This is a genomic window from Streptomyces bugieae, from assembly GCF_036352915.1.
Lineage (GTDB): Bacteria > Actinomycetota > Actinomycetes > Streptomycetales > Streptomycetaceae > Streptomyces > Streptomyces endophytica.
Genome location: NZ_JAZBJP010000032.1, coordinates 1 through 21,052, shown reverse-complemented (window position 1 = coordinate 21,052; position 21,052 = coordinate 1). Strand labels below are relative to the sequence as shown.

General features: G+C 72.3%; 17 protein-coding genes and 1 pseudogene. 8 read left to right on the top strand and 10 right to left on the bottom strand.

The window, feature by feature from the left end; genetic code table 11:
- The first annotated feature begins 57 nt into the window (after positions 1 to 57).
- Positions 58 to 999 carry an RluA family pseudouridine synthase gene (locus V2J85_RS32445; RefSeq protein WP_261952021.1) on the top strand — a complete coding sequence of 314 codons (942 nt, stop codon included), beginning with the start codon at positions 58 to 60 and terminating at the stop codon, positions 997 to 999.
- 130 nt (positions 1,000 to 1,129) lie between these two features.
- Positions 1,130 to 2,722, top strand: a complete 1,593-nt coding sequence (locus V2J85_RS32440) for a Na+/H+ antiporter (RefSeq protein WP_261952022.1) — start codon at positions 1,130 to 1,132, stop codon at positions 2,720 to 2,722.
- Positions 2,723 to 2,740: 18 nt separating this feature from the next.
- Here V2J85_RS32440 and V2J85_RS32435 read toward each other — a convergent pair whose 3' ends face one another.
- A complete protein-coding gene (locus V2J85_RS32435; protein ID WP_330823615.1) occupies positions 2,741 to 3,808 on the bottom strand; it encodes a mechanosensitive ion channel family protein in 1,068 nt (355 codons plus the stop codon).
- A gap of 110 nt (positions 3,809 to 3,918) precedes the next feature.
- On the opposite strand from V2J85_RS32435, the gene V2J85_RS32430 reads away from it, so the two are divergent.
- On the top strand, positions 3,919 to 4,524 hold the full coding sequence (locus V2J85_RS32430) for a dienelactone hydrolase family protein (RefSeq protein ID WP_261952023.1): 606 nt from the start codon (positions 3,919 to 3,921) through the stop codon (positions 4,522 to 4,524).
- A 42-nt stretch (positions 4,525 to 4,566) separates the two neighbouring features.
- Here V2J85_RS32430 and V2J85_RS32425 read toward each other — a convergent pair whose 3' ends face one another.
- From V2J85_RS32425 to V2J85_RS32400, 6 genes and pseudogenes are all read right to left on the bottom strand, one after another.
- Positions 4,567 to 6,210 (bottom strand): alkaline phosphatase D family protein, encoded by a 1,644-nt coding sequence (locus tag V2J85_RS32425; RefSeq protein WP_261952024.1) that lies wholly within the window; start codon positions 6,208 to 6,210, stop codon positions 4,567 to 4,569.
- Positions 6,211 to 6,300: 90 nt separating this feature from the next.
- The gene (locus tag V2J85_RS32420; protein WP_261952025.1) at positions 6,301 to 7,227 is read right to left on the bottom strand and encodes a DsbA family protein; all 927 of its coding nucleotides are present in this window, start codon (positions 7,225 to 7,227) and stop codon (positions 6,301 to 6,303) included.
- Positions 7,228 to 7,268: 41 nt separating this feature from the next.
- Positions 7,269 to 7,982, bottom strand: coding sequence for a hypothetical protein (locus V2J85_RS32415; protein WP_330823591.1), 714 nt, complete (start codon positions 7,980 to 7,982; stop codon positions 7,269 to 7,271).
- A 101-nt stretch (positions 7,983 to 8,083) separates the two neighbouring features.
- Complete coding sequence (locus V2J85_RS32410) at positions 8,084 to 8,950, bottom strand: thioredoxin domain-containing protein (protein WP_261952027.1); 867 nt, start codon at positions 8,948 to 8,950, stop codon at positions 8,084 to 8,086.
- Between the two features lie 117 nt (positions 8,951 to 9,067).
- A complete protein-coding gene (locus V2J85_RS32405) occupies positions 9,068 to 9,727 on the bottom strand; it encodes a hypothetical protein (RefSeq protein WP_261952028.1) in 660 nt (219 codons plus the stop codon).
- Between the two features lie 92 nt (positions 9,728 to 9,819).
- Positions 9,820 to 11,174: pseudogene (locus V2J85_RS32400) on the bottom strand (DUF2252 domain-containing protein).
- A 220-nt stretch (positions 11,175 to 11,394) separates the two neighbouring features.
- Between V2J85_RS32400 and dnaE the strand changes: the two are divergent.
- Entirely contained in the window at positions 11,395 to 14,937 is a 3,543-nt protein-coding gene (gene dnaE, locus V2J85_RS32395) for a DNA polymerase III subunit alpha (protein ID WP_261952030.1), read from the top strand.
- A 69-nt stretch (positions 14,938 to 15,006) separates the two neighbouring features.
- Here dnaE and V2J85_RS32390 read toward each other — a convergent pair whose 3' ends face one another.
- Positions 15,007 to 15,174, bottom strand: coding sequence for a hypothetical protein (locus V2J85_RS32390; protein ID WP_261952031.1), 168 nt, complete (start codon positions 15,172 to 15,174; stop codon positions 15,007 to 15,009).
- 275 nt (positions 15,175 to 15,449) lie between these two features.
- On the opposite strand from V2J85_RS32390, the gene V2J85_RS32385 reads away from it, so the two are divergent.
- The 4 genes from V2J85_RS32385 (at position 15,450) to V2J85_RS32370 (ending at position 19,475) form a co-directional block, all read left to right on the top strand.
- Positions 15,450 to 16,730 carry an NYN domain-containing protein gene (locus V2J85_RS32385; protein WP_261952032.1) on the top strand — a complete coding sequence of 427 codons (1,281 nt, stop codon included), beginning with the start codon at positions 15,450 to 15,452 and terminating at the stop codon, positions 16,728 to 16,730.
- A gap of 75 nt (positions 16,731 to 16,805) precedes the next feature.
- Positions 16,806 to 17,816, top strand: coding sequence for an ABC transporter ATP-binding protein (locus V2J85_RS32380; protein WP_261952033.1), 1,011 nt, complete (start codon positions 16,806 to 16,808; stop codon positions 17,814 to 17,816).
- A gap of 94 nt (positions 17,817 to 17,910) precedes the next feature.
- On the top strand, positions 17,911 to 18,735 hold the full coding sequence (locus tag V2J85_RS32375) for an ABC transporter permease (protein ID WP_410011159.1): 825 nt from the start codon (positions 17,911 to 17,913) through the stop codon (positions 18,733 to 18,735).
- 68 nt (positions 18,736 to 18,803) lie between these two features.
- Positions 18,804 to 19,475 (top strand): ABC transporter permease, encoded by a 672-nt coding sequence (locus V2J85_RS32370; protein ID WP_261952034.1) that lies wholly within the window; start codon positions 18,804 to 18,806, stop codon positions 19,473 to 19,475.
- 43 nt (positions 19,476 to 19,518) lie between these two features.
- On the opposite strand, the gene ybaK is transcribed toward V2J85_RS32370, so the two are convergent.
- Both ybaK and V2J85_RS32360 read right to left on the bottom strand, forming a co-directional pair.
- On the bottom strand, positions 19,519 to 20,013 hold the full coding sequence (gene ybaK, locus V2J85_RS32365) for a Cys-tRNA(Pro) deacylase (RefSeq protein WP_330823590.1): 495 nt from the start codon (positions 20,011 to 20,013) through the stop codon (positions 19,519 to 19,521).
- 93 nt (positions 20,014 to 20,106) lie between these two features.
- Entirely contained in the window at positions 20,107 to 20,847 is a 741-nt protein-coding gene (locus tag V2J85_RS32360) for an LON peptidase substrate-binding domain-containing protein (RefSeq protein ID WP_261952036.1), read from the bottom strand.
- Positions 20,848 to 21,052: the final 205 nt, after the last annotated feature.

The following is a 21,052-nucleotide window of genomic DNA, read 5'->3' as shown; positions in this document are numbered from 1 at the left end:
GTGCCGGGCCCCCGGCCGCCGGGCAGGACACCATAGGACAACTGCCATACTCGTGGGGTGAGCACGCTTCCCGAGATCCGCACCCTGCCCGTACCGGACGGCCTGGAGGGCGAGCGCGTCGACGCCGCGCTGGCCCGGATGTTCGGCTTCTCCCGTACGAAGGCGGCCGAACTCGCCGCCTCCGGAAAGGTCCGGGTCGACGGGTCCGAGGTGATGAAGTCCGAGCGGGTGCGCGGCGGTGCCTGGCTGGAAGTCGAGATGCCGCAGGCCGCGGCGCCCGTGGAGATCGTGCCCGAGCCCGTCGAGGGCATGGAGATCGTGCATGACGACGACGACATCGTCGTGATCGTCAAGCCGGTCGGCGTGGCCGCGCACCCCAGCCCCGGCTGGACCGGCACCACCGTCATCGGCGGACTGGCCGCGGCCGGCTACCGCATCTCCACCTCCGGTGCCGCCGAGCGCCAGGGCATCGTGCACCGCCTCGACGTCGGCACCTCCGGCCTGATGGTCGTGGCCAAGTCGGAGCGGGCCTACACGTCGTTGAAGCGGCAGTTCAAGGAGCGCGTCCCCGACAAGCGGTACCACGCGCTCGTGCAGGGCCACCCCGACCCGATGAGCGGCACCATCGACGCCCCCATCGGCCGGCACCCGCAGCACGACTACAAGTGGGCGGTCACCGCCGAGGGCAAGCCGTCGGTCACGCACTACGACCTGATCGAGGCGTTCCGCGCGGCCAGCCTGCTCGACATCAAGCTGGAGACCGGCCGCACCCACCAGATCCGGGTGCACATGGCCGCTCACCGCCACCCCTGCGTCGGCGACCTCACCTACGGCGCGGACCCCACCCTCGCCAAGCGGCTGGGCGTCGGCCGGCAGTGGCTGCACGCGGTCCGGCTGGGCTTCGAGCACCCCTCCGACGGCGGCTGGGTCGAGTTCGCGTCGGCCTATCCGGACGACCTCCAGCACGCCCTGGACACCGTGCGGGACGAGAGCAGCTGACGGAGCTCGGTGCCGGTGCGCGGTCGGTGGAACGCGGCGCCGCGCGGGCCGGCACGGCGGTCAACCACGGCGGTCGTGGCACCCTTGGGCGGAAAGTGATCGAAACCGACCGCTCCGGAGCGTAGCCACCGTGGATCAGATGGCTCTGCTGTTCGTCCTTCTGCTCGGAGCCGTGGTGATGGTTCCGGTCGGCGACCGGCTGCGGCTGCCGTCACCGGTGCTGATGACCCTCGCCGGGGCCGTCCTGGCGCTGCTGCCGTTCGTCCCCAACGTCGAGGTACCGCCCGAGTTCATCCTGCCGGTGGTGCTGCCGCCGCTGCTCTACGCGGCCGTGCAGCGCACGTCCTGGCGGCAGTTCACCGCCAACCTCCGGCCGATCCTCCTGCTCGCCGTGGCCCTGGTCTTCGCCACCACGGCCGCGGTGGCCGCGGTCGCCCAGGCGGTGGTGCCCGGGATGCCGGTGGCCGCCGCGGTGGTGCTCGGCGCGCTGGTCGCCCCGCCCGACCCGGTGGCCGCGACCGCGGTCGCCGGCAAACTCGGGCTGCCCCGCCGGCTGGTCTCCATCCTGGAGGGCGAGGGCCTCTTCAACGACGTCACCGCGATCGTGCTCTACCACGTCGCGCTCGCCGCGGTGGTCAGCGGCAGCTTCTCGGTGCCCGGCGCGCTCGGCTCCCTCGTCCTGTCCGCCGTGGTGGCCATAGCGGTCGGTCTGGCGCTCGGCTGGGTGACCAACAAGCTGATGGGCCTGCTCGGCGACCCCACGCTGCAGATCGGGCTGACGCTGCTGGTGCCGTTCGTGGCGTACGTGCTCGCCGAGGAGTTCCGCGGCTCCGGGGTGCTGGCGGTGCTGACCTGCGCGCTCTTCCTCGCCGAGTACGCGGTCGACCCGGACGACGTGATGGGCCGGCTCGCCGGATACACCTTCTGGGAGGTCGTCGACACCCTCGTCACCGGAGTGGCCTTCGGGCTGATCGGCCTGGAGCTGCACAACATCTTCGGGGCCGCCGCACACCGCTGGGGCCAGCTGCTCGCTGCCGGCGCCGCGGTCGTGGCGGTGGTCGTCGCCGTCCGGCTGCTGTGGCTGCTGCCCGCCGCCTGGCTGGCCAAGCGGATGCACAAGCGCCGCGACTACGACGAGGACATCCCGATGAGCTGGCGCGAGACGCTCATCATGTGGTGGTCGGGGATGCGCGGGGTGGCGTCGGTGGCGCTGGCGCTGGCCATCCCGTTCGGCGTCGACGGCGGGGCGTTCCCGGCCCGGGACGACATCCTCTTCATCGCCTTCGCGGTGGTGCTCTCCACCCTCCTCGTCCAGGGCCTGACGCTGCCCTGGCTCGTGCGCAAGCTGCGGGTGCGGGCCGACACCGACGCCGTGGACGCCCTGGAGCGGGAGCTGGCGATCCGGGTGATCAAGGCGTCCAAGCGGCGGCTGAAGGAGATCATGGAGGTCGAGGAGCTGCCCGACGAGGTCAGCGACCAGCTCTCCCGCCGGGCCTTCGACATCGGCGCCCGGATCGCGCCGGACATCGTCGACGACGAGCGGCGCGACCTCTTCGAGAAGCGGATCGGCCGGCTGAAGAAGGTGCAGCGCATCCAGGGCGAGATGCTCTCGGCGGCCCGCCACGAGGTGCTGGCCGCGCGCAGCGAACCGGGCGCCGACCCGGAGATCGTCGACCGGGTGCTGCGCCACCTGGACATGCGCAGTCTGCGCGGCGCCCCCTGACGCTCCCGGGCGCCGCGGTCAGTTGCGCGCAGGCCGCGCGCCCGGCCGGTCGAGCTCCGCCGGTGCCGTGCTGATCCGCGGCAGCGCGTAGGCGTGCTCGGTCCGCAGCCATTCGAGCATCCGCTCGCGGACCTCGCAGCGCACCGCCCAGATCGCGTCCGCGTCCCGCGCGGTGACCAGCGCCCGCACCATGATCGTGGACGGCGTGGTGTCGGTGACCACCAGGCTCCAGGCCCGGCCGTCCCAGTCCGGGCACTCCTGGAGGACCTCCAGCAGCCGCTGCCGCATCTTCTCCACCGGCGCGCTGTGGTCGAGGTGGAAGAAGACCGTGCCGGTCATCTGGGCGCCGCCGCGCGACCAGTTCTCGAACGGCTTGCCGGTGAAGTACGACACCGGCATGGTGATCCGCCGCTCGTCCCAGGTCCGCACGGTCAGGAAGGTCAGGGTGATCTCCTCGACGGTGCCCCACTCGCCGTCCACCACGACCGTGTCGCCGATCCGCACCATGTCGCCGAAGGCGATCTGCAGCCCGGCGAAGAGGTTGCCCAGGGTGGACTGGGCGGCGATACCGGCGACGATGCCCACCAGCCCGGCCGACGCCAGCATGGACGTACCGACCGTCCGCATCTCCGGGAACGTCAGCAGCATCGAGGCGGCCGCGACGACGGTCACCACCGCCGTCACCACCCGCTGGATCAGCGTCACCTGGGTGCGCACCCGCCGCACCCGCGCCGCGTCCCGGGCGCTCGCCGCGTAGCGGGAGTACGACGACTCCACTATCGCCGCGGCGGCCCGCATGGTCAGCCAGGCGGTGGCCGCGATCAGCACCAGGCTGAGCGTCTGGCCGATCCCCGCCTCGTGCTCCTCGACGGTCTTCAGCCCGGTCTCGTCGTACGCGCCGCGCAGCAGGGCCGCGCACAGCACCACCTGCAGCGGTATCCGGCAGCGCCGCAGCAGTCCCCACAGCGGGGTCTCGGGGTGCGCGGCGTCCATCCGGCGCAGCGCCCGGTCGGCGAGCCAGACCAGGACGAGCGTGATGACGACGGAGCCGCCCAGGACGGCGATCGGGCGCAGCACGTCCTCCACGGACACAGATTCCTCCTCGGGTGGGATGCGCTGTCTGTGCGGGTACCCGGTCCTGCCGACCGTAACTGGCAGGATGGAAGGAGAACGATCCGATCAAGGGAAGTGATGCAGTGCCGGCCTCCAGCGAGCCCGCGACCAGCGGGGTTCCGACGATTGTGCTGTTCCACTCGGTGTGTGGGCTGCGCCCCGCGGTGCACGCGGCCGCGGACCGGCTGCGCGCCGCGGGACACGAGGTGATCGTCCCCGACCTCTTCGACGGGCGGACCGCCGACTCGGTGCCGGACGGCATCCTGATCAAGGACGAGATCGGCAAGGAGGAGCTGCTCAAGCGCGCCATCACGGCCGTCGCCCCGTACTCCGACCGCGGCCTGGTCTACGCCGGGTTCTCCTTCGGCGGCGCGGTCGCGCAGAACCTCGCGCTGGGCGACGAGAAGGCCCGCGGGCTGCTGCTGATGCACGGCACCTCGGACATCGCCGAGGGCACGGCCGTCGACGAGCTGCCGGTGCAGCTGCACGTCGCCGACCCCGATCCGTTCGAGCCGCACGACTGGCTGACCGCCTGGTACCTGCAGATGCGCCGGGCCGGCGCGGACGTGGAGGTCTTCCGCTACGCCGGCGCCGGCCACCTCTTCACCGACCCCGACCTGCCGGACTACGACGCGGAGGCGGCGGAGAGCGCCTGGAAGGTGGCGCTGGGGTTCCTGGCGGAGCTCTGAGGGCGGGGGGCCAGGGGGAGTCGCCCCCTGGCCCCGGCCGTCCTAGCCCGCCGGCCGGTCCGCCCGCTCGACCTGCTGGGTGCCGCTGCGGGTGCGGTAGGAGCGCAGCAGGGTGCTGGTCGCGTTCGGGTCGGTCTTGTCGGAGATGCCGTAGTAGTCCATCTGCGTGCGCTCGCCGCTGACGTCCAGGACGCCGTAGCCGTGCGAGTCCATGTCCAGCCACTTCACGTGCCGGTTGGCGGCCCGGATGGCGGCGACCCCGGCCAGCGAGACGGTGTGCGGGGCGACGTGCAGGAAGTCGTCGACGTTGTCGGAGGTGACGGAGGTGACCACGAACTCCGTCGCCACCGGCCGGGTGGCGGGGTAGGTCGCCGCCTGCAGCGGGACGTCGTTGGCCCAGGCCATGTGGATGTCGCCGGTCAGGAAGACGGTGTTGTCGATCCCGCGGTCGCTGAGGTGGCCGAGCAGTTCCCGCCGGTCGTCGGTGTAGCCGTCCCACTGGTCGGTGTTGATCGCCAGCCCCTCCTTGGGTATCCCGAGGATCTCGGCGAGCGGGCCGAGCAGACGCGCCGGTATGGAGCCGAAGGCGACCTGGGAGATCATCACCGAGGTGCCGACCAGCCGCCAGGCGGTGTCCGAGCGTTCGAGGCCGGCCTTGAGCCAGTCCAGCTGGGCCCGCCCGGTGATCGTCCGGCTCGGGTCGTCGACCGCGCCGCTGCCCGGTGCGGCCTGCTGGTCACGGAACGACCGCAGGTCCAGCAGGTGCAGATCGGCGAGGTTGCCGAAGCGCAGCCGTCGGTAGGTGGTCCCGGCGACGGACGGCCGCACCGGCATCCACTCGAAGTACGCCTGCTTCGCCGCGGCCATCCGGGCGGACCAGGAACCCTCGGTGTCCGGCTGGTGGTTGACCGCACCGCCCTTCCAGGCGTTGTCGGCGAACTCGTGGTCGTCCCAGATGGCGATGACCGGGTGGGTGGCGTGCATCGCCAGCGCGTCCGGGTCGGTCTTGTGGACGCCGTGCCGGACGCGGTAGTCGGCGAGCGTGAGCAGCTCGTGGGCGGGGGAGTGCGGGCGCACCACGTACTTGAAGTCCGGGTACTCGCCGGACTTGTACTCGTAGAGGTAGTCGCCGAGGTGCAGCACCGCGTCCAGCTCGGTGCGGGCGGCCAGGTGCCGGTACGGCGAGAAGTACCCGGACTCCCAGTTGGCGCAGGAGACCACGCCGAAGCGGACGTTGCCCGGCGCGGCGTCGTGCGCGGGGGCGGTGCGGGTGCGGCCGACGGGGGAGTGCTGCCCGCCCGCGGTGAAGCGGTAGTAGTAGGTGGTGGCCGGCCGCAGGCCGCGGACGTCCGCCTTGACGGTGTGGTCGTGGGCCGCCGACGCGGTCACCTTCCCCCGGGCGAGGACCGTGCCGAAGCCCTTGTCGGCGGACACCTCCCAGGACACTTCGGTGGCCGGGCCGCGGCCGGAGCCCGGCGTGGCCGACGGGGCCGGGGTGACCCGGGTCCACAGCAGTACGCCGTCCGGCAGCGGGTCCCCCGAAGCGACCCCGTGCTGGAAGAACGAGCCCTGGCCCGGGCCCTGTTGGGCGTGGGCGGCGGTGGCACCGGCGAGCGGCAGGAGGGCGGCGGTGGCGGCGACGGCCGTGACGGCGGTGCGGCGCGAGATCTGGTCGTGATCGGTCACGGGCGCTCACCTTACTGGCCGGTAGACCGCCAACGGGAGGGCAGCGCAGGGGAATTACCGGAATTCGCCCTCCCGTTGCCGGACGTCCGCTCAGTGGGCGCCCGTGGGGTCCTTTTCGCCCTCGCGGATACCCTTTCCGCCGCTCTTGCCGGAATCGCCGCCGGAGTTCTTGCCCTTCGCCGGGCCGAACTCCTTGTCGATCATCTTCTCGAAGTTGGCCTTCGCCAGCTGGTTGTACTGCGCCTGCGTCATCCGCGGGTCCTGCGGGATCTGGTCCATCACCAGCTTCTTGCCGCCGTGCATGAACGTCGGCGTGCCCTTGACGCCCTTGCGGCCGAACAGCGCCGTCATGTCCATCGCCCAGCGGTCGTAGGTGCCCTTCTTGACCGCGGTCTCGAACGCCTTGTTGTTCTTCAGCTCCGGCACGTCGGCCGCGACCTTGAGCAGCTCGGAGTCCTTGGCGTAGAGGTCCTCGCGCTCGTCGGGGTGGTACTTCTCCGAGTACAGCGCGGACTTGTACTTCAGGAACGCCTCCGGGCTGACGTTCAGCGCCGCGCCGAGCGCGCTCAGCGCGTTCTTGGAGCCCTCGCCGCCCTGCATGCCGTCGATGAAGGTGTACATCGTGAAGCGGACCCGGTAGCGGCCGTCGTGGATGTCCTTGAGGAGGGCCGAGCCGCTGCTCTGCTCGAAGGCCGCGCACGCCGGGCAGCGGACGTCCTCGAAGACCTCCATGGTCTCCTTGGCCTTCGGGTCGCCTATCAGGATCTCCGTGTGGTCCTTGCCCTGGGTGTGCGCCGGGGCGACCTGCCGGGCCTCCTTGGCGGCCTCCCAGCCGGTCGGCTCGTTGGCCTTGAGGACGGCGAAGCCGATCCCGCCGGCCACGGCGAGCACGCCGACCACGGCGCCGGCCACGACGAGCTGCCGGCGCAGCCGCTCCTTCTTCTTCTGCCGCTCGCGCTCGGCGCGGATGCGCTCGCGGGCCGCCTGCTTGTTGCCCTGGCTGTTGCGGTTGCTCATGTGGGGGTCCCTCGCGGTGGTGTGGTGGTGCGTACGGAAGGTCAGACGGCGGCCGGGCGGGGCGGGCCGCGGCGCCGGACGCAGTGCACGAGGAGGGGGAGCGGACGGGCCGGCGGCAGCGGGTGCAGCGGACGGACCCGGCGGCGGGGCGGGAGCAGTGCCGCCGCGGCCACCGCGGCCGCGGTCAGCAACGGGCGGAAGGTGGCGGCCGCCGCGGCGCGCAGCAGCGCGTCCAGGGCGGTGTCCCCGCGGTGCAGCCAGCCGGCGGCGAGCAGGCCGACCGTGAGGTGGGCGGCCAGCAGCAGCCAGGGCGCGGCGGCCGGTACGGCCGGCGGCAGCGGACCGCCGGGGTGGGCCGCCAGCCGGGCCAGCGGGGTGCCCAACTCGCCGTTCCGGCACAGCAGATCGACACCCACCGAGTGGAGCGGGCCGGCGAGCGGACCGCCGGGCGGGGCGTAACAGGTGTGCTGCCCGGCGGTGAAGACGGTGTCGGCGGCCAGCTCCAGCGGCACCAGCAGCCCGGCCACGGCACGGTAGCCGCGCTCCCGGCCGGTCAGCGGATAGGCCGCGGCGAAGACCCCGGCACAGATCGCGGCGACCGCGGCGGGCGGCAACGGGGCGTGCGAGAGCAGCACATGGGAGGCCGCGGACAGGGTGGTGCACAGCGCGGTGAACAGCGCCGCCCGCACCACCCTGAGCTGAACCGCCGGTGCGCCCGCGGGACGGGCGCCCGGGCGCACTCCCGTCGCCTGCACGGTCGGGAGTCTGCCATGTGCACGGCATCCGGCCGGGTCAAGATTTGGCATCGGCCGGCGCGCGGACCGCACGCCGGCCGGGGAACACCACGACCGTCAGGTCAGTGCTTGAGCTCCTTGTCGACCATCGAGTTGAAGGCCGCGACGGTGGACGGCGCCACCTTGCCCTGCGGGCTGTCCGTGCCGATGACGGTGTCGTTGACCTTCAGGGTCGGGGTGCTGCTCACGTCCTTGTGGGAGTTGAACTCGGCGGACATCTCCAGCGCCCACCGGTCGTACGTCCCGGCCTTGACGGCCTTCTGGAACGCCGCGTTGCCCTTCAGCGCCGGGACGGTGTCGGCGACCTTGATCAGGTAGCTGTCGTCGGCGAACTTGTCCGGGCCGGTCTCCTCCGGGTGGAACTCCTTCGAGTACAGCGCGTACTTGTACTTCAGGAAGGCGTCCGGGCTGACGTTGAGCGCGGCGCCCAGCGCGGACAGCGCGTTCTTGGAACCGGTGCCCTTGAGGTTGGCGTCGAGGAACGTGCCGAGGTGGTACTGCGCCTTGTACCGGCCGTCCTTGATGTCCTTCTCGACGGTCGCGCCGACGTTCTGCTCGAAGGCCGAGCAGCCCGGGCAGCGCGGGTCCTCGAAGAGGCTGAGGGTGTTCTTGGCGTCCGGCTTGCCGACGACGACGGTCGTGCCGTTGGCGCCGGTGGTGTTCGCGGGCTTGACCAGCTTGGCCTTGGCGGCCTTCGCCCATGCCGTGCTGTCGCCCGCGCTGGCCGCGGCGTCGCCGCCGGAGGAGCTGCCGCCCCCCGAGGTGGCGACCGCGACCCCGATGCCGCCGGCGATCGCCAGCACGCCGACGATCGCGCCGCCGACGATCAGCTGCCGGCGCATCCGGTCCTTCTTCGCCTGCCGCTCGCGCTCGGCGCGCAGCCGCTCGCGGGCTGCCTGCTTGTTGGCCTGGCTGTTGCGGTTGCTCATGACTTCCTGCTCCGTGGGTCCGTGGGACGGGTGTGCGTGCTGCGGGAGGCGTACGCGGCGCGGGTGAGCGTACGCGTACGGCGCTGCCGGGCCGCGCGGGCCGGGGGGAAACCGGCCTCAGGCGGCGAGCGCGCAGGGCGGTCCGCGGCGCACGACGCAGTGCACGAGCAGGGGGACGGCGCGGGCCCGCGGCCCGGTCCGTACGGAGGCGGGGACCGGGCGGCGCGGGGCGGCCGTGGCGCCGACGACCGCGACCGCGATCAGCAGCGGGCGGAACGCGACCGCGCAGACCGCGTCGAGCAGCTGGGCCAGCGCGGCCTCGCCGCGGCGCAGCCAGCCGGCCGCCAGCAGCCCGACGGCCAGGTGGGCCGCGAGCAGCAGCAGCCAGGCCGAGGCGGGCGCCGGGGCCTCGTCGGTGAGCCGCAGGAAGGGGGCGCCGACGCTGCCGCCGCCGCAGAGCAGATCCACCCCGAGCGAGCGCAGCGGGCCGGCCACCGGGCCGCCCGCAGCGCCGTAGCAGGTGTGCTGACCCAGGCTGAAGACCAGGTCGGCGGCGAGCTCCAGGGGGAGCAGCAGCGCCGCGATCCGCCAGTAGCCGCGCTCCCGGCCGGCCAGCGCGTAGGCGAGCGCGAAGACGGCGGCGCAGAGCGCGGCGACGGTGCTGAGCGGGAGCGGCATCCGGGAGAGCAGCACGTGGGAGCCCGCGGACAGCGTCACGCACAGCGCCGTGAAGAGCGCCGCGCGCAGTGCCCGCAGGTGTGCCGCCGAGATGTCCATCGCTGCCGAGTGTGCCATGCGCCGGGATAAGCGGCGCCTAAGGGGACGGGGGCCCCGACCAGGCATGATCATGGACCCCCGCCCCGAGCCGGCTAGGCCTCCGTAAGGCCCGGGATCCGGCCGTTGCGGAAGAGGTCGACGAAGATCTGGTGGTCGGCACGGGCCCGGGCGCCGTAGGAGTGCGCGAAGTCCACCAGCAGCGGGGCGAAGCCGTCCTCGTCGGCGGCGATCGCCGCGTCGATGGCCCGCTCGGTCGAGAACGGGACCAGGGAGTGGCCGCTCTCGTCGTCCGCCGCGGCGTGCATCGTGGCCGTGGCGCGGCCCAGGTCGGCGACGACCGCGGCGATCTCCTGCGGGTCGTCGATGTCCGACCAGTCCAGGTCGACCGCGTACGGCGAGATCTCGGCGACCAGCTGGCCGGTCGGCGTCCGTCCTCCTCGATCTGCGTCCAGCCCAGCCACGGGTCGGCGTGGTCCTGGAGGGCGCGCTGCGAGATGACCGTGCGGTGGCCCTCGTGCTCGAAATAGCCGCGGACCGCGGCATCGGTGATGTGCCGGGAGACGGCCGGGGTCTGCGCCTGCTTCATGTAGATCACGACGTCGTTCTCCAGGGCGTCGCTGTTGCCCTCCAGGAGGATGTTGTACGACGGCAGGCCGGCCGAGCCGATGCCGATGCCGCGCCGGCCCACCACGTCCTTGACCCGGTAGGAGTCGGGGCGGCCCAGGCTCGACTCCGGCAGCGTCTCCAGATAGCCGTCGAACGCGGCGAGCACCTTGTAGCGGGTCGCCGCGTCCAGCTCGACGCTGCCGCCGCCCGCGGCGAAGCGCCGCTCGAAGTCGCGGATCTCGGTCATCGAGTCCAGCAGCGCGAAGCGGGTCAGCGACCGGGCGTCGCGCAGCGCGTCCAGCAGCGGGCCCTCGGCGGTGTCCAGGGTGAAGGGCGGCACCTCGTCCGTCTTCGCGCCGGAGGCCAGCGCGTGGATCCGCTCCCGGTAGGCACCGGCGTATATCCGCACCAGCCGGGTGATCTGCTCGTCGCCGAGCGCCTTGGCGTAGCCGATCAGCGCGACCGAGGCGGCGAACCGCTTCAGGTCCCAGGTGAACGGGCCGACGTACGCCTCGTCGAAGTCGTTGACGTTGAAGATCAGCCGGCCGGTGGCGTCCATGTACGTGCCGAAGTTCTCGGCGTGCAGATCGCCGTGGATCCACACCCGGCCGGTGCGCTCGTCCAGGTACGGGCCGCGGTCCGCGCCGTCCGCCAGGTCCCGGTAGAACAGGCAGGCCGTGCCCCGGTAGAAGGCGAACGCGGAGGCGGCCATCTTCCGGAATTTCACCCGGAATGCCGCGGGGTCGGCGGCGAGCAGCTCTCCGAAGGCGGTGTCGAAGACGGCGAGGATCTCCTCGCCGCGCTGCGCGGCGTCCTGCGCCGGGGCGTACTGGGACGGCATCGCTGGGTGCCTCCTGGGGTGCGGAAAACAAGGGCGGAGAGCCGGAACTGACCGTGTGGGGGACACCCTCGGGCGGGGCCGGGGGCGGGTCTGCCGGGACATCTGCCGGGACAACGGCCGAGGCTACCCACGAGTGCCCCGCGCGTGTCAGTGGGGAGTCGTAGACTTCGAGACCGTTCCGTCCACCAGTCGCCCACTTGTCTTCCGGAGGTCCCGCGCCGTGGCCAAGCCGCCGTTCACGCACCTGCACGTGCACACCCAGTACTCCCTGCTGGACGGTGCGGCGCGGTTGTCGGACATGTTCAAGGCGGCGAACGAGATGGGCATGTCGCACATCGCCATGTCCGACCACGGCAACCTCCACGGCGCCTACGACTTCTTCCACTCGGCGCAGAAGGCCGGGGTCACGCCGATCATCGGCATCGAGGCGTACGTCGCCCCCGAGTCGCGGCGCAACAAGCGCAAGATCCAGTGGGGCCAGCCGCACCAGAAGCGCGACGACGTCTCCGGTTCCGGTGGTTACACCCACAAGACCATCTGGGCGGCGAACAAGACCGGTCTGCACAACCTCTTCCGGCTGTCCTCGGACGCCTACGCCGAGGGCTGGCTGCAGAAGTGGCCGCGAATGGACAAGGAGACCATCGCGCAGTGGTCCGAGGGCCTGATCGCGTCCACCGGCTGCCCGTCGGGCGAGCTGCAGACCCGGCTGCGCCTGGGCCAGTACGACGAGGCGCGCCAGGCGGCCTCGGACTACCAGGACATCTTCGGCAAGGACCGGTATTTCCTGGAGCTGATGGACCACGGCATCGAGATCGAGCGCCGGGTCCGCGAGGACCTGCTGAAGATCGGCAAGGAACTCGGCATCCCGCCGCTGGTGACCAACGACTCGCACTACACCTACGCCCACGAGTCCACGGCGCACGACGCGCTGCTGTGCATCCAGACCGGCAAGAACCTCTCCGACCCGGACCGCTTCCGCTTCGACGGCACGGGCTACTACCTCAAGTCCACCGAGGAGATGTACGCCATCGACTCCTCGGACGCCTGGCAGCAGGGGTGTGACAACACCCGGCTGGTCGCCGAGCAGATCGACACCACCGGGATGTTCGAGAAGCGCGACCTGATGCCGAAGTTCGACATCCCGGAGGGCTTCACCGAGGTCACCTGGTTCCAGGAAGAGGTCCGGCGCGGCATGAAGCGCCGCTTCCCGGGCGGCGTCCCCGAGGACCGCCAGAAGCAGGCCGAGTACGAGATGGACGTCATCATCCAGATGGGGTTCCCCGGCTACTTCCTCGTGGTCGCCGACTTCATCATGTGGGCCAAGAACAACGGCATCGCGGTCGGCCCGGGCCGAGGCTCCGCGGCCGGTTCGATCGTCGCCTACGCGATGGGCATCACCGACCTCGACCCGATCGAGCACGGGCTGATCTTCGAGCGGTTCCTCAACCCCGAGCGCGTCTCCATGCCCGATGTCGACATCGACTTCGACGAGCGCAGGCGCGTCGAGGTGATCCGGTACGTCACGGAGAAGTACGGCGCCGACAAGGTCGCCATGATCGGCACCTACGGCAAGATCAAGGCCAAGAACGCGATCAAGGACTCCGCCCGCGTCCTCGGCTACCCGTACGCGATGGGCGACCGCCTCACCAAGGCCATGCCGGCCGACGTCCTCGGCAAGGGCATCGACCTCGACGGCATCACCAACCCCTCGCACCCCCGGTACAACGAGGCCGGCGAGATCCGCGGGATGTACGAGAACGAACCGGACGTGAAGAAGGTCATCGACACCGCCAAGGGCGTCGAGGGCCTGGTCCGGCAGATGGGTGTGCACGCGGCCGGCGTGATCATGTCCAGCGAGCCGATCGTCGACCACGCCCCGATCTGGGTGCGGCACACCGACGGCGTGACGATCACGCAGTGGGACTACCCCCAGTGCGAATCGCTCGGCCTGCTGAAGATGGACTTCCTGGGCCTGCGCAACCTCACCATCATGGACGACGCCGTCAAGATGGTGAAGAAGAACAAGGGCGTCGAGCTGGAGCTGCTCTCCGTCCCGCTGGACGACCCCAAGACGTACGAGATGCTCTGCCGCGGTGACACCCTCGGCGTCTTCCAGTTCGACGGCGGCCCGATGCGTTCGCTGCTGCGGCTGATGAAGCCCGACAACTTCGAGGACATTTCCGCCGTCTCGGCCCTGTACCGCCCGGGCCCGATGGGCATGGACTCGCACACCAACTACGCGCTGCGCAAGAACGGCCTCCAGGAGATCACCCCGATCCACCCGGAGCTGGAGGAGCCGCTCAAGGAGGTCCTCGGCCTCACCTACGGCCTGATCGTCTACCAGGAGCAGGTGCAGAAGGCCGCCCAGATCATCGCCGGGTACTCCCTCGGCGAGGCCGACATCCTGCGCCGCGTCATGGGCAAGAAGAAGCCCGAGGAGCTGGCGAAGAACTTCGTGCTCTTCCAGGAGGGCGCGCGGAAGAACGGCTTCTCCGACCAGGCCATCCAGGCGCTGTGGGACGTCCTGGTCCCGTTCGCCGGCTACGCCTTCAACAAGGCGCACTCCTCCGCGTACGGCCTGGTCACGTACTGGACCGCGTACCTCAAGGCGAACTACCCGGCCGAGTACATGTCCGCGCTGCTGACGTCCGTGCGCGACGACAAGGACAAGTCGGCGGTCTATCTGAACGAGTGCCGCCGCATGGGCATCAAGGTGCTGCCGCCCAACGTCAACGAGTCCGAGGCCAACTTCGCGGCCCAGGGCGACGACGTGATCCTCTTCGGCCTCACCGCGGTCCGCAACGTCGGCCAGAACGTCGTCGATTCGATCATCCGCTGCCGCAAGGCCAAGGGGAAGTACGCCTCGTTCCCGGACTACCTCGACAAGGTCGACGCGGTGGTGTGCAACAAGCGCACCACCGAATCGCTGATCAAGGCCGGTGCCTTCGACGAGCTGGGCCACACCCGCAAGGGCCTGACGGCGCACTACGAATCGATGATCGACAACGTCGTCCAGGTCAAGCGCAAGGAGGCCGAGGGCCAGTTCGACCTCTTCGGCGGCATGGGCGACGACTCCGCCGACGACGGCCCCGGATTCGGCCTGGACGTGGAGTTCTCCGAGGACGAGTGGGACAAGACCTATCTGCTCGCCCAGGAGCGCGAGATGCTCGGTCTGTACGTCTCCGACCACCCGCTCTTCGGCCTGGAGCACGTGCTGTCCGACAAGGCCGACGCCGCCATCTCCCAGCTCACCGGCGGCGACTACTCCGACGGCTCGATCGTCACCATCGGCGGCATCATCTCCGGCCTCCAGCGCAAGATGACCAAGCAGGGCAACGCCTGGGCGATCGCCACCGTCGAGGACCTGGCCGGCTCCATCGACTGCATGTTCTTCCCGGCCACCTACCAGCTGGTGTCCACCCAACTCGTCGAGGACACCGTGGTCTTCGTCAAGGGCCGCCTCGACAAGCGGGAGGACATCCCGCGGCTGGTCGCCATGGAGATGATGGTCCCCGACCTCTCCGAGGCCGGCACCAACGCCCCCGTGACGATCACCATCCCGACGGTCAAGGTCACCCCCCCGATGGTCGAGAAGCTCGGTGAGGTGCTCAGCAGCCACCGCGGCTCCACCGAGGTGCGGATCAAGCTCCAGGGCGCCCGCAAGACCACGGTGCTCCGACTGGACCGGCACCGGGTCACCCCCGACCCGTCGCTCTTCGGCGACCTCAAGGTGCTGCTCGGCCCGTCCTGCCTGGCCGGCTGACCGTACGCCGGTGCACCCGAGGGGCGCGTCCCGCCGTGGACGCGCCCCTCAATTCGTCTGCCCCACAGGTCAGTTGTGGCCGAACCGGCGCTCGCGGTTCTTGCGGGCGAGATCCCCCGGGGTGGCGGTGACCGACTTCGTCTGGGCCTCCATGGACGACTTCTGGGCCGCCTGCTGGCCGCGCTCCGCCGGGCTGGCGGCCTTCTGACTGCGGTTCTGCTTCTTGTCCTTGGCCATGACCGTTGCCTCCTGAGGGGGAATCTGGGATCGGGGCCGGGACCAGACTTACACGCGGGACAGAACCCTGCATTTCGGGCAATTACCCTCCGTAATGCGGACGATCACGCGCTGTACCCGAGATCCCCGCCGAATCCGCCACGCCGATGATCCAGTTCCGGCAGATAACGCCCGTACGGTCGGGCAGACTCGAAGGAAAGTCGAAGGAAAACTCGTGCCACGGGCCGAGCCGGGGGGCGACCGGACTTTCAGCACCTCAGGGAAGAGGGTGGAACGTGGATCGCTGCGTCGTCCTGGTGGACGCCGGATACTTGCTCGGCGCCGCCGCGAGCCTGCTCGCCGGAGAGCCCGCCCGTTCCCGGATCACCGTCGATCACGCCGCCCTCATCCAGGGCCTGCGCCAGCGCGCCGAGGCGGACACCGAACGCCCCCTGCTGCGCATCTACTGGTTCGACGGCGCCCCCGACCGCGTCCCGCAGCCCGAGCACCGCCGGCTGCGCGTGATGCCCCGGGTCACCGTCCGGCTGGGCGCCCTGACCCGCAGCGACGGCCGCTGGGCGCAGAAGGGCGTGGACGCCGCCATGCACGCCGAGCTGACCGAACTCGCCCGTAACCGCGCCTGCTCCGACATCGTCCTGGTCACCGGCGACGGCGATCTGCTGCCCGGCCTGATGTCCGCCAAGGAACACGGCGTCGCCGTCCACCTCTGGGCCGTCCAGGCCGCCGACGGCGACTACAACCAGTCCGAGGACCTGGTCGCCGAGGCCGACGAGCGCCGCGTCCTCGACCGCACCTGGATCACCCGCGCGGTGCGCGCCAAGGAACTCGGCGGCCCCTGCGCGCCCCCGCCCGTCCCGCGCCCCGAGATCGCCGCGATCCTCTCCGCGCCGCTGCCCGAGTCCGCGGTCGCCGCCGCCGCGGCGGCCGCCTCGCCCGCCGGCCCGGACACCGCCGACCGCACCCACCAGGGCACCCCGGCCAACGGTGTGGCCCGCCCGGCCGCCGGCGCGGGCGGCGACCAGCCCTCGGCCGGCGAGCCCGGCACCGGCGGCGGCCGGGGTGTGCCCACCCCCAAGGACCTGGCCGGCCTCGGCCGCGACCGGGCGGCCGGCCAGAGCGCCGCACAGGCCGCCGGCGCCACCCTGCGCTGGTCCTCCGACAAGGGCTGGGTCGAGCGCGGCGGCCCGCTCGGCGAACCGGACGCGACCGCCGCCCTGCCCACCCTCGCCCAGCTCACCAGCGCCGAACAGCGCTGGGCCGACCGTGAGGAGGACATCACCGCGGTCAGCGGCGACCCCTTCGAGGTCGGCCAGGTCTTCGCCCGCCGCTGGACCGAGCGGCTCTCCGACCCGGTCCACCTCCAGCAGCTGTCGACCGAGTACCCGCGCATCCCGCACCGGATCGACGGCGAACTGCTGCGCTACGCCGCCCGGTTCGGGCTGCTCGCCCACAAGGACGACCAGATCGACGAGCACGACCGCTACGCGATCCGGGCCGGCTTCTGGCGCGAGGTCGACCTGCGCACCGCCGCGGAACACGCCCCTGTCGGGGACTGACCACCGCCACCCGGCACCCCCGCCACGGTGCCCCGCGGACCGGCGGCGGGCCCGGGACGCGTACCCTCATAGCTCGTGAGGACGGGCGCAGAAGGGCCGGAGCACGGCGGGCCGGTGATCGCCGTGCGGGAGCTGGTCAAGACCTACCCCGCACCGCGCGGGCGCCGCGGGGCGGCAGCAGCCCCCGCCGTACGGGCCAGCGACGGCATCAGCCTGGACGTACGCCGCGGGGAGATCTTCGGGCTGCTCGGACCCAACGGCGCCGGCAAGTCCACCCTGGTCCGCCAGCTGACCGGCCTGCTCCGCCCGGACGCCGGCAGCATCCACGTCCTCGGCCACGACCTGGTGCGCCACCCCGAACGCGCCGCCCGGCTGCTCGGCTACCTGGGCCAGGAGTCCACCGCCCTGGACGAGCTGACCGTCTCGCTGGCCGTGGAGACCACCGGCCGGCTGCGCGGCCTCGGCGCCCGCGAGGCGCGCGCCGAGCGGGACGCGGTCCTCGCCGAGCTGGGCCTCACCGACCTCGCGGCCCGCCCCCTGAAGAAGCTCTCCGGCGGCCAGCGGCGGCTGGCCTGCTTCGCCACCGCGCTGACCGGCGAGCGCCCGCTGCTGGTCCTGGACGAGCCGACCACCGGCATGGACCCGGTCGCCCGGCGCGCCGTATGGGCCGCGGTGGACCGCCGCCGGGCCGAGCGCGGCGCCACGGTCGTGCTCGTCACCCACAACGTGCTGGAGGCCGAGAGCGTGCTGGACCGGGTCGCGGTGATCGACCGCGGCCGGGTCATCGCCTGCGACACACCCGGCGGGCTGAAGGACCTGGTCAGCGACGAGGTCCGGCTGGAGCTGGTCTGGCGCGACCGCCCGCCGCTGGACGTGCCCGAGGTCGCCGCCCTCGAAGCCGCCGCGCGCACCTCCGGCCGCCGCTGGACCCTCCGCCTCCCCGCCGACCAGGCCCGCGCCGCGGTCACCACGGTCACCGCCGGCCCCGCGTTCGCCGCCCTCGACGACTTCACGCTCGCCACGCCGAGCCTGGAGGACGTCTACCTGGCGCTCGGCGGACGCGCCGAGGGACTGGTGAAGGCATGAACGCCGCGGGGTCCGGCGGACGTACCGCACACCGGGGAACGACCGGGGGACCGACGACGCAGGGGGGACACCACGAGGAAGGCTGGATGACACGGTGAGTGTGGTTCCCGCGCAGGCGGTGGCCGGGACGACGTCCCCGGGCGCCGCGGACCCGTCCGCCGAGGCCGCCCCGCTGGCGCCGCGCGCCCGCTTCGGGCCCGCGCTCGGCGCCGTCTACCGCGCCCAGCTCTCCCGCGCCCGGGTCGCCCGGATACCGCTGCTGTTCGTCGCCACCTTCCAGTCCATCGGGATCATGGTCCTGCTGCGCGGGGTCGTCGACGGCGGCGACCCGGCCCGGGACGTGGTCGCCGGCTCCAGCGTGCTGGTCGTCGCCTTCGTGGCGCTGAACCTCCTCGCCCAGTACTTCGGCCAGCTGCGGGCCGGCGGCGGACTCGACCACTACGCGACGCTGCCGGTGCCGCCGGCCGCCGTGGTGCTCGGCGCGGCCGCCGCCTACGCGTCCTTCACCGTGCCCGGCACTCTGGTCACCGCCGTCACCGGCTGTCTGCTCTTCCAGCTGCCGATGGCCCACCTGTGGGTGCTGGCCGCCGTGCTGCCGCTCGCCGGCGCCGCGCTGGCCGGGCTCGGCGCGGCCCTCGGGCTGCTCGCCCCGCGCCCCGAACTCGCCACGCTCTGCGGCCAGTTGGGCATGTCGGCGGCGCTGCTGCTGGGCGTGCTGCCGGCCGCCCGGATGCCCGAGCTGGTCGGCTGGGCGCGCGATCTGCTGCCCTCCACCTACGGCGTGGAGGCGCTGGCCCGCAGCTTCGGCCCGCACCCCGACTGGTCGGCGGTCGGCGCCGACCTCGGCGTCTGCGCCGCCGTCGGCGTGCTCTCGCTGGCCGTCGCCACCTGGGCCTACCGCCGCGCGGCGACCCGATGACCGGCGCCCCGGCGCCCAACGGGCGTCCTGCTTCCGGTCCCACCGGCCCCACCTGGCACGATGACGGGGTGACCGCACCGCTGACGCCCTCCGACAACCAGCCGCCCGAAGAGCCGCAGCACCCCGACGCCGCGCCCGCCGCCGGCCCGGGTGCCCCCGCCGGCACCGACGACCCCCCGCTCGGCCGCGAGCTGCGCGAGGCCGCGCTGATCGCGCTGGTGGTCGCGGTCAGCGGCGTACTGCTCGGCGTCCTGTGGAACTGGCTCGCCCCGCACATCCCACTGATCGCGGACACCCGCAACGTCTACCTCAAGGACACCGAGGGCGAGGAGGCGATCGGCACGGACGGCACCTTCCTGCTGCTGTCCCTCGGCTTCGGCCTGGTCAGCGCCGCCGTGACGTTCCTCGTCCGCCGCCGCGGCGGCATCCCGCTGGTCGTGGCGCTCACCGTGGGCGGACTCCTCGGCGCGGCCGTCGGCTGGTTCACCGGCATGTGGCTGGGCCCCACCCCCGACGTCGTCGCGCACGCCAAGCAGGTCGGTCCCGGCGTCACCTTCTACGGCCCGCTCCGCCTCCAGGCCAAGGGCGCCCTGCTGGCCTGGCCCCTCGCCGCGATGGTGACCCAGCTCGTACTGACCGGATTCCTCGGCCCCCGCGACCCGGAACCGCCGGCCCCGGACTGGTCCATGGCGCCCGCGCCCGGTGACCACCACGGCCACCGGCCGCCCGCCGACGGCTGACGACGGGGGCGGCAACCACGGCCGCCCCCTCGCACGCCCCTCCTCAGCCCCGGGCGATCGGCGCCAGCCGCGCCCCCGTGAGCGCCACCAGGTCCTGCGGCGACAGCTCGACCTCCAGCCCGCGCCGCCCCGCCGACACGCACACCGTCGGCCGGTCCTCGGCCGAGGCGTCCACGACCGTGGGCAGCCGCTTGCGCTGGCCCAGCGGCGAGATCCCGCCCACGACGTACCCGGTGGTGCGCTCGGCCACCGCCGGATCCGCCATCGCGGCCCGCTTGCCGCCCACCGCGGCCGCCAGCGCCTTGAGGTCCAGCGACCCCGACACCGGCACCACGGCGACCGTGAGCGTCCCGTCGACGTCCGCCAGCAGTGTCTTGAAGACCTGCTCGGGCGCGACGCCGAGCGCCTCGGCGGCCTCCTCGCCGTACGAGGCGGTGGCCGGGTCGTGGTCGTAGGAGTGGGTGGTGAAGGTGACACCGGCCGCGGTGAGCGCGACCGTCGCCGGGGTGCCGACGGATTTCCTGGACTTCTTCGCCAACGTCTTCGTGCCTCTTCGTGCGGCTGGGGGCCTCTGGGGCCGCTGGGTGCCCCGCGTCGGACCCGTCCGCTGCGGTCCCGCCGCGACCGGTCGTCAGTTGGGGCTGGTCGGCTGCCGGGTCAGCTCCACCGCCGGCAGCGACGGGAGCTTACCGAGCAGCGCCGACTCCTGACGAAGGAGTTTCAGCTCCTGCCCGAGCCGGGCCGCGGTGTCCGGCGCCTCCAGCAGCCGCTGCTTGGCCGGCACGTCCAGCACGGCCGCCGCCGCGACGAGGTACGACAGCACCGCCGGGTCCGCCGGCAGGTCCTGTCCGCTGGACAGGGTCCGCTCGTTCGCCCAGGCCAGCCGCTTCTGATACGTACGGAAGGCCCGCACGACACCCGAGGCGAGCGCGCCCGCGCCGTCGCCCTGGCTCTCCTCCAGCTCCTCCACCTCGCCGGTCAGATACGGCCCGGAGGCGTCCACGGACAGCAGCCGGAAGCGGGTGGTGCCGGTCGCCAGGACCTCGTAGCCGGTGTCGGCGGCGGACGACTTCTCGCGGATGGTCGCGGCGTCCGCCACGCACCCCACCGCGTGGAACGCCCGCATCGGCTCGTCCCCGAAGCCCGCCGCGGGCCCCTTCTCCTCGGGCAGCGTGGCGTCCGGCAGGCCCTGCGCGGTGGGTGCGACCTCGCGTCCGTCCCGGATCGCGATCACCGCGAACCGGCGCTCGTCCTCGGGCAGCGCGGACAGATCGCGCATCATCGCCCGGTACCGCGCCTCGAACACGTTCAGGGGCAGCACGAGCCCCGGGAACAGGACCGAGTTGAGCGGAAAGAGGGGTAGCGAGGTCACGGCGTTAGCCTAGCCGCCCACGTTTTTGACTTTCCGGCCGTGGGGGTTGCTCGCCGTTGTGCGCTTTGCGGCGCCCCGCACGTACCTGTCTGCGGCGCCGCGGGTCGTCTCGCCGTTGCGCCTGCGGCGGGCTGGGTGGTTTGTGGGTGCGGTGACGGGCCTCCGGGGCCGGTTGTGTGGACTGCTGACGCTTTACGTCCACACA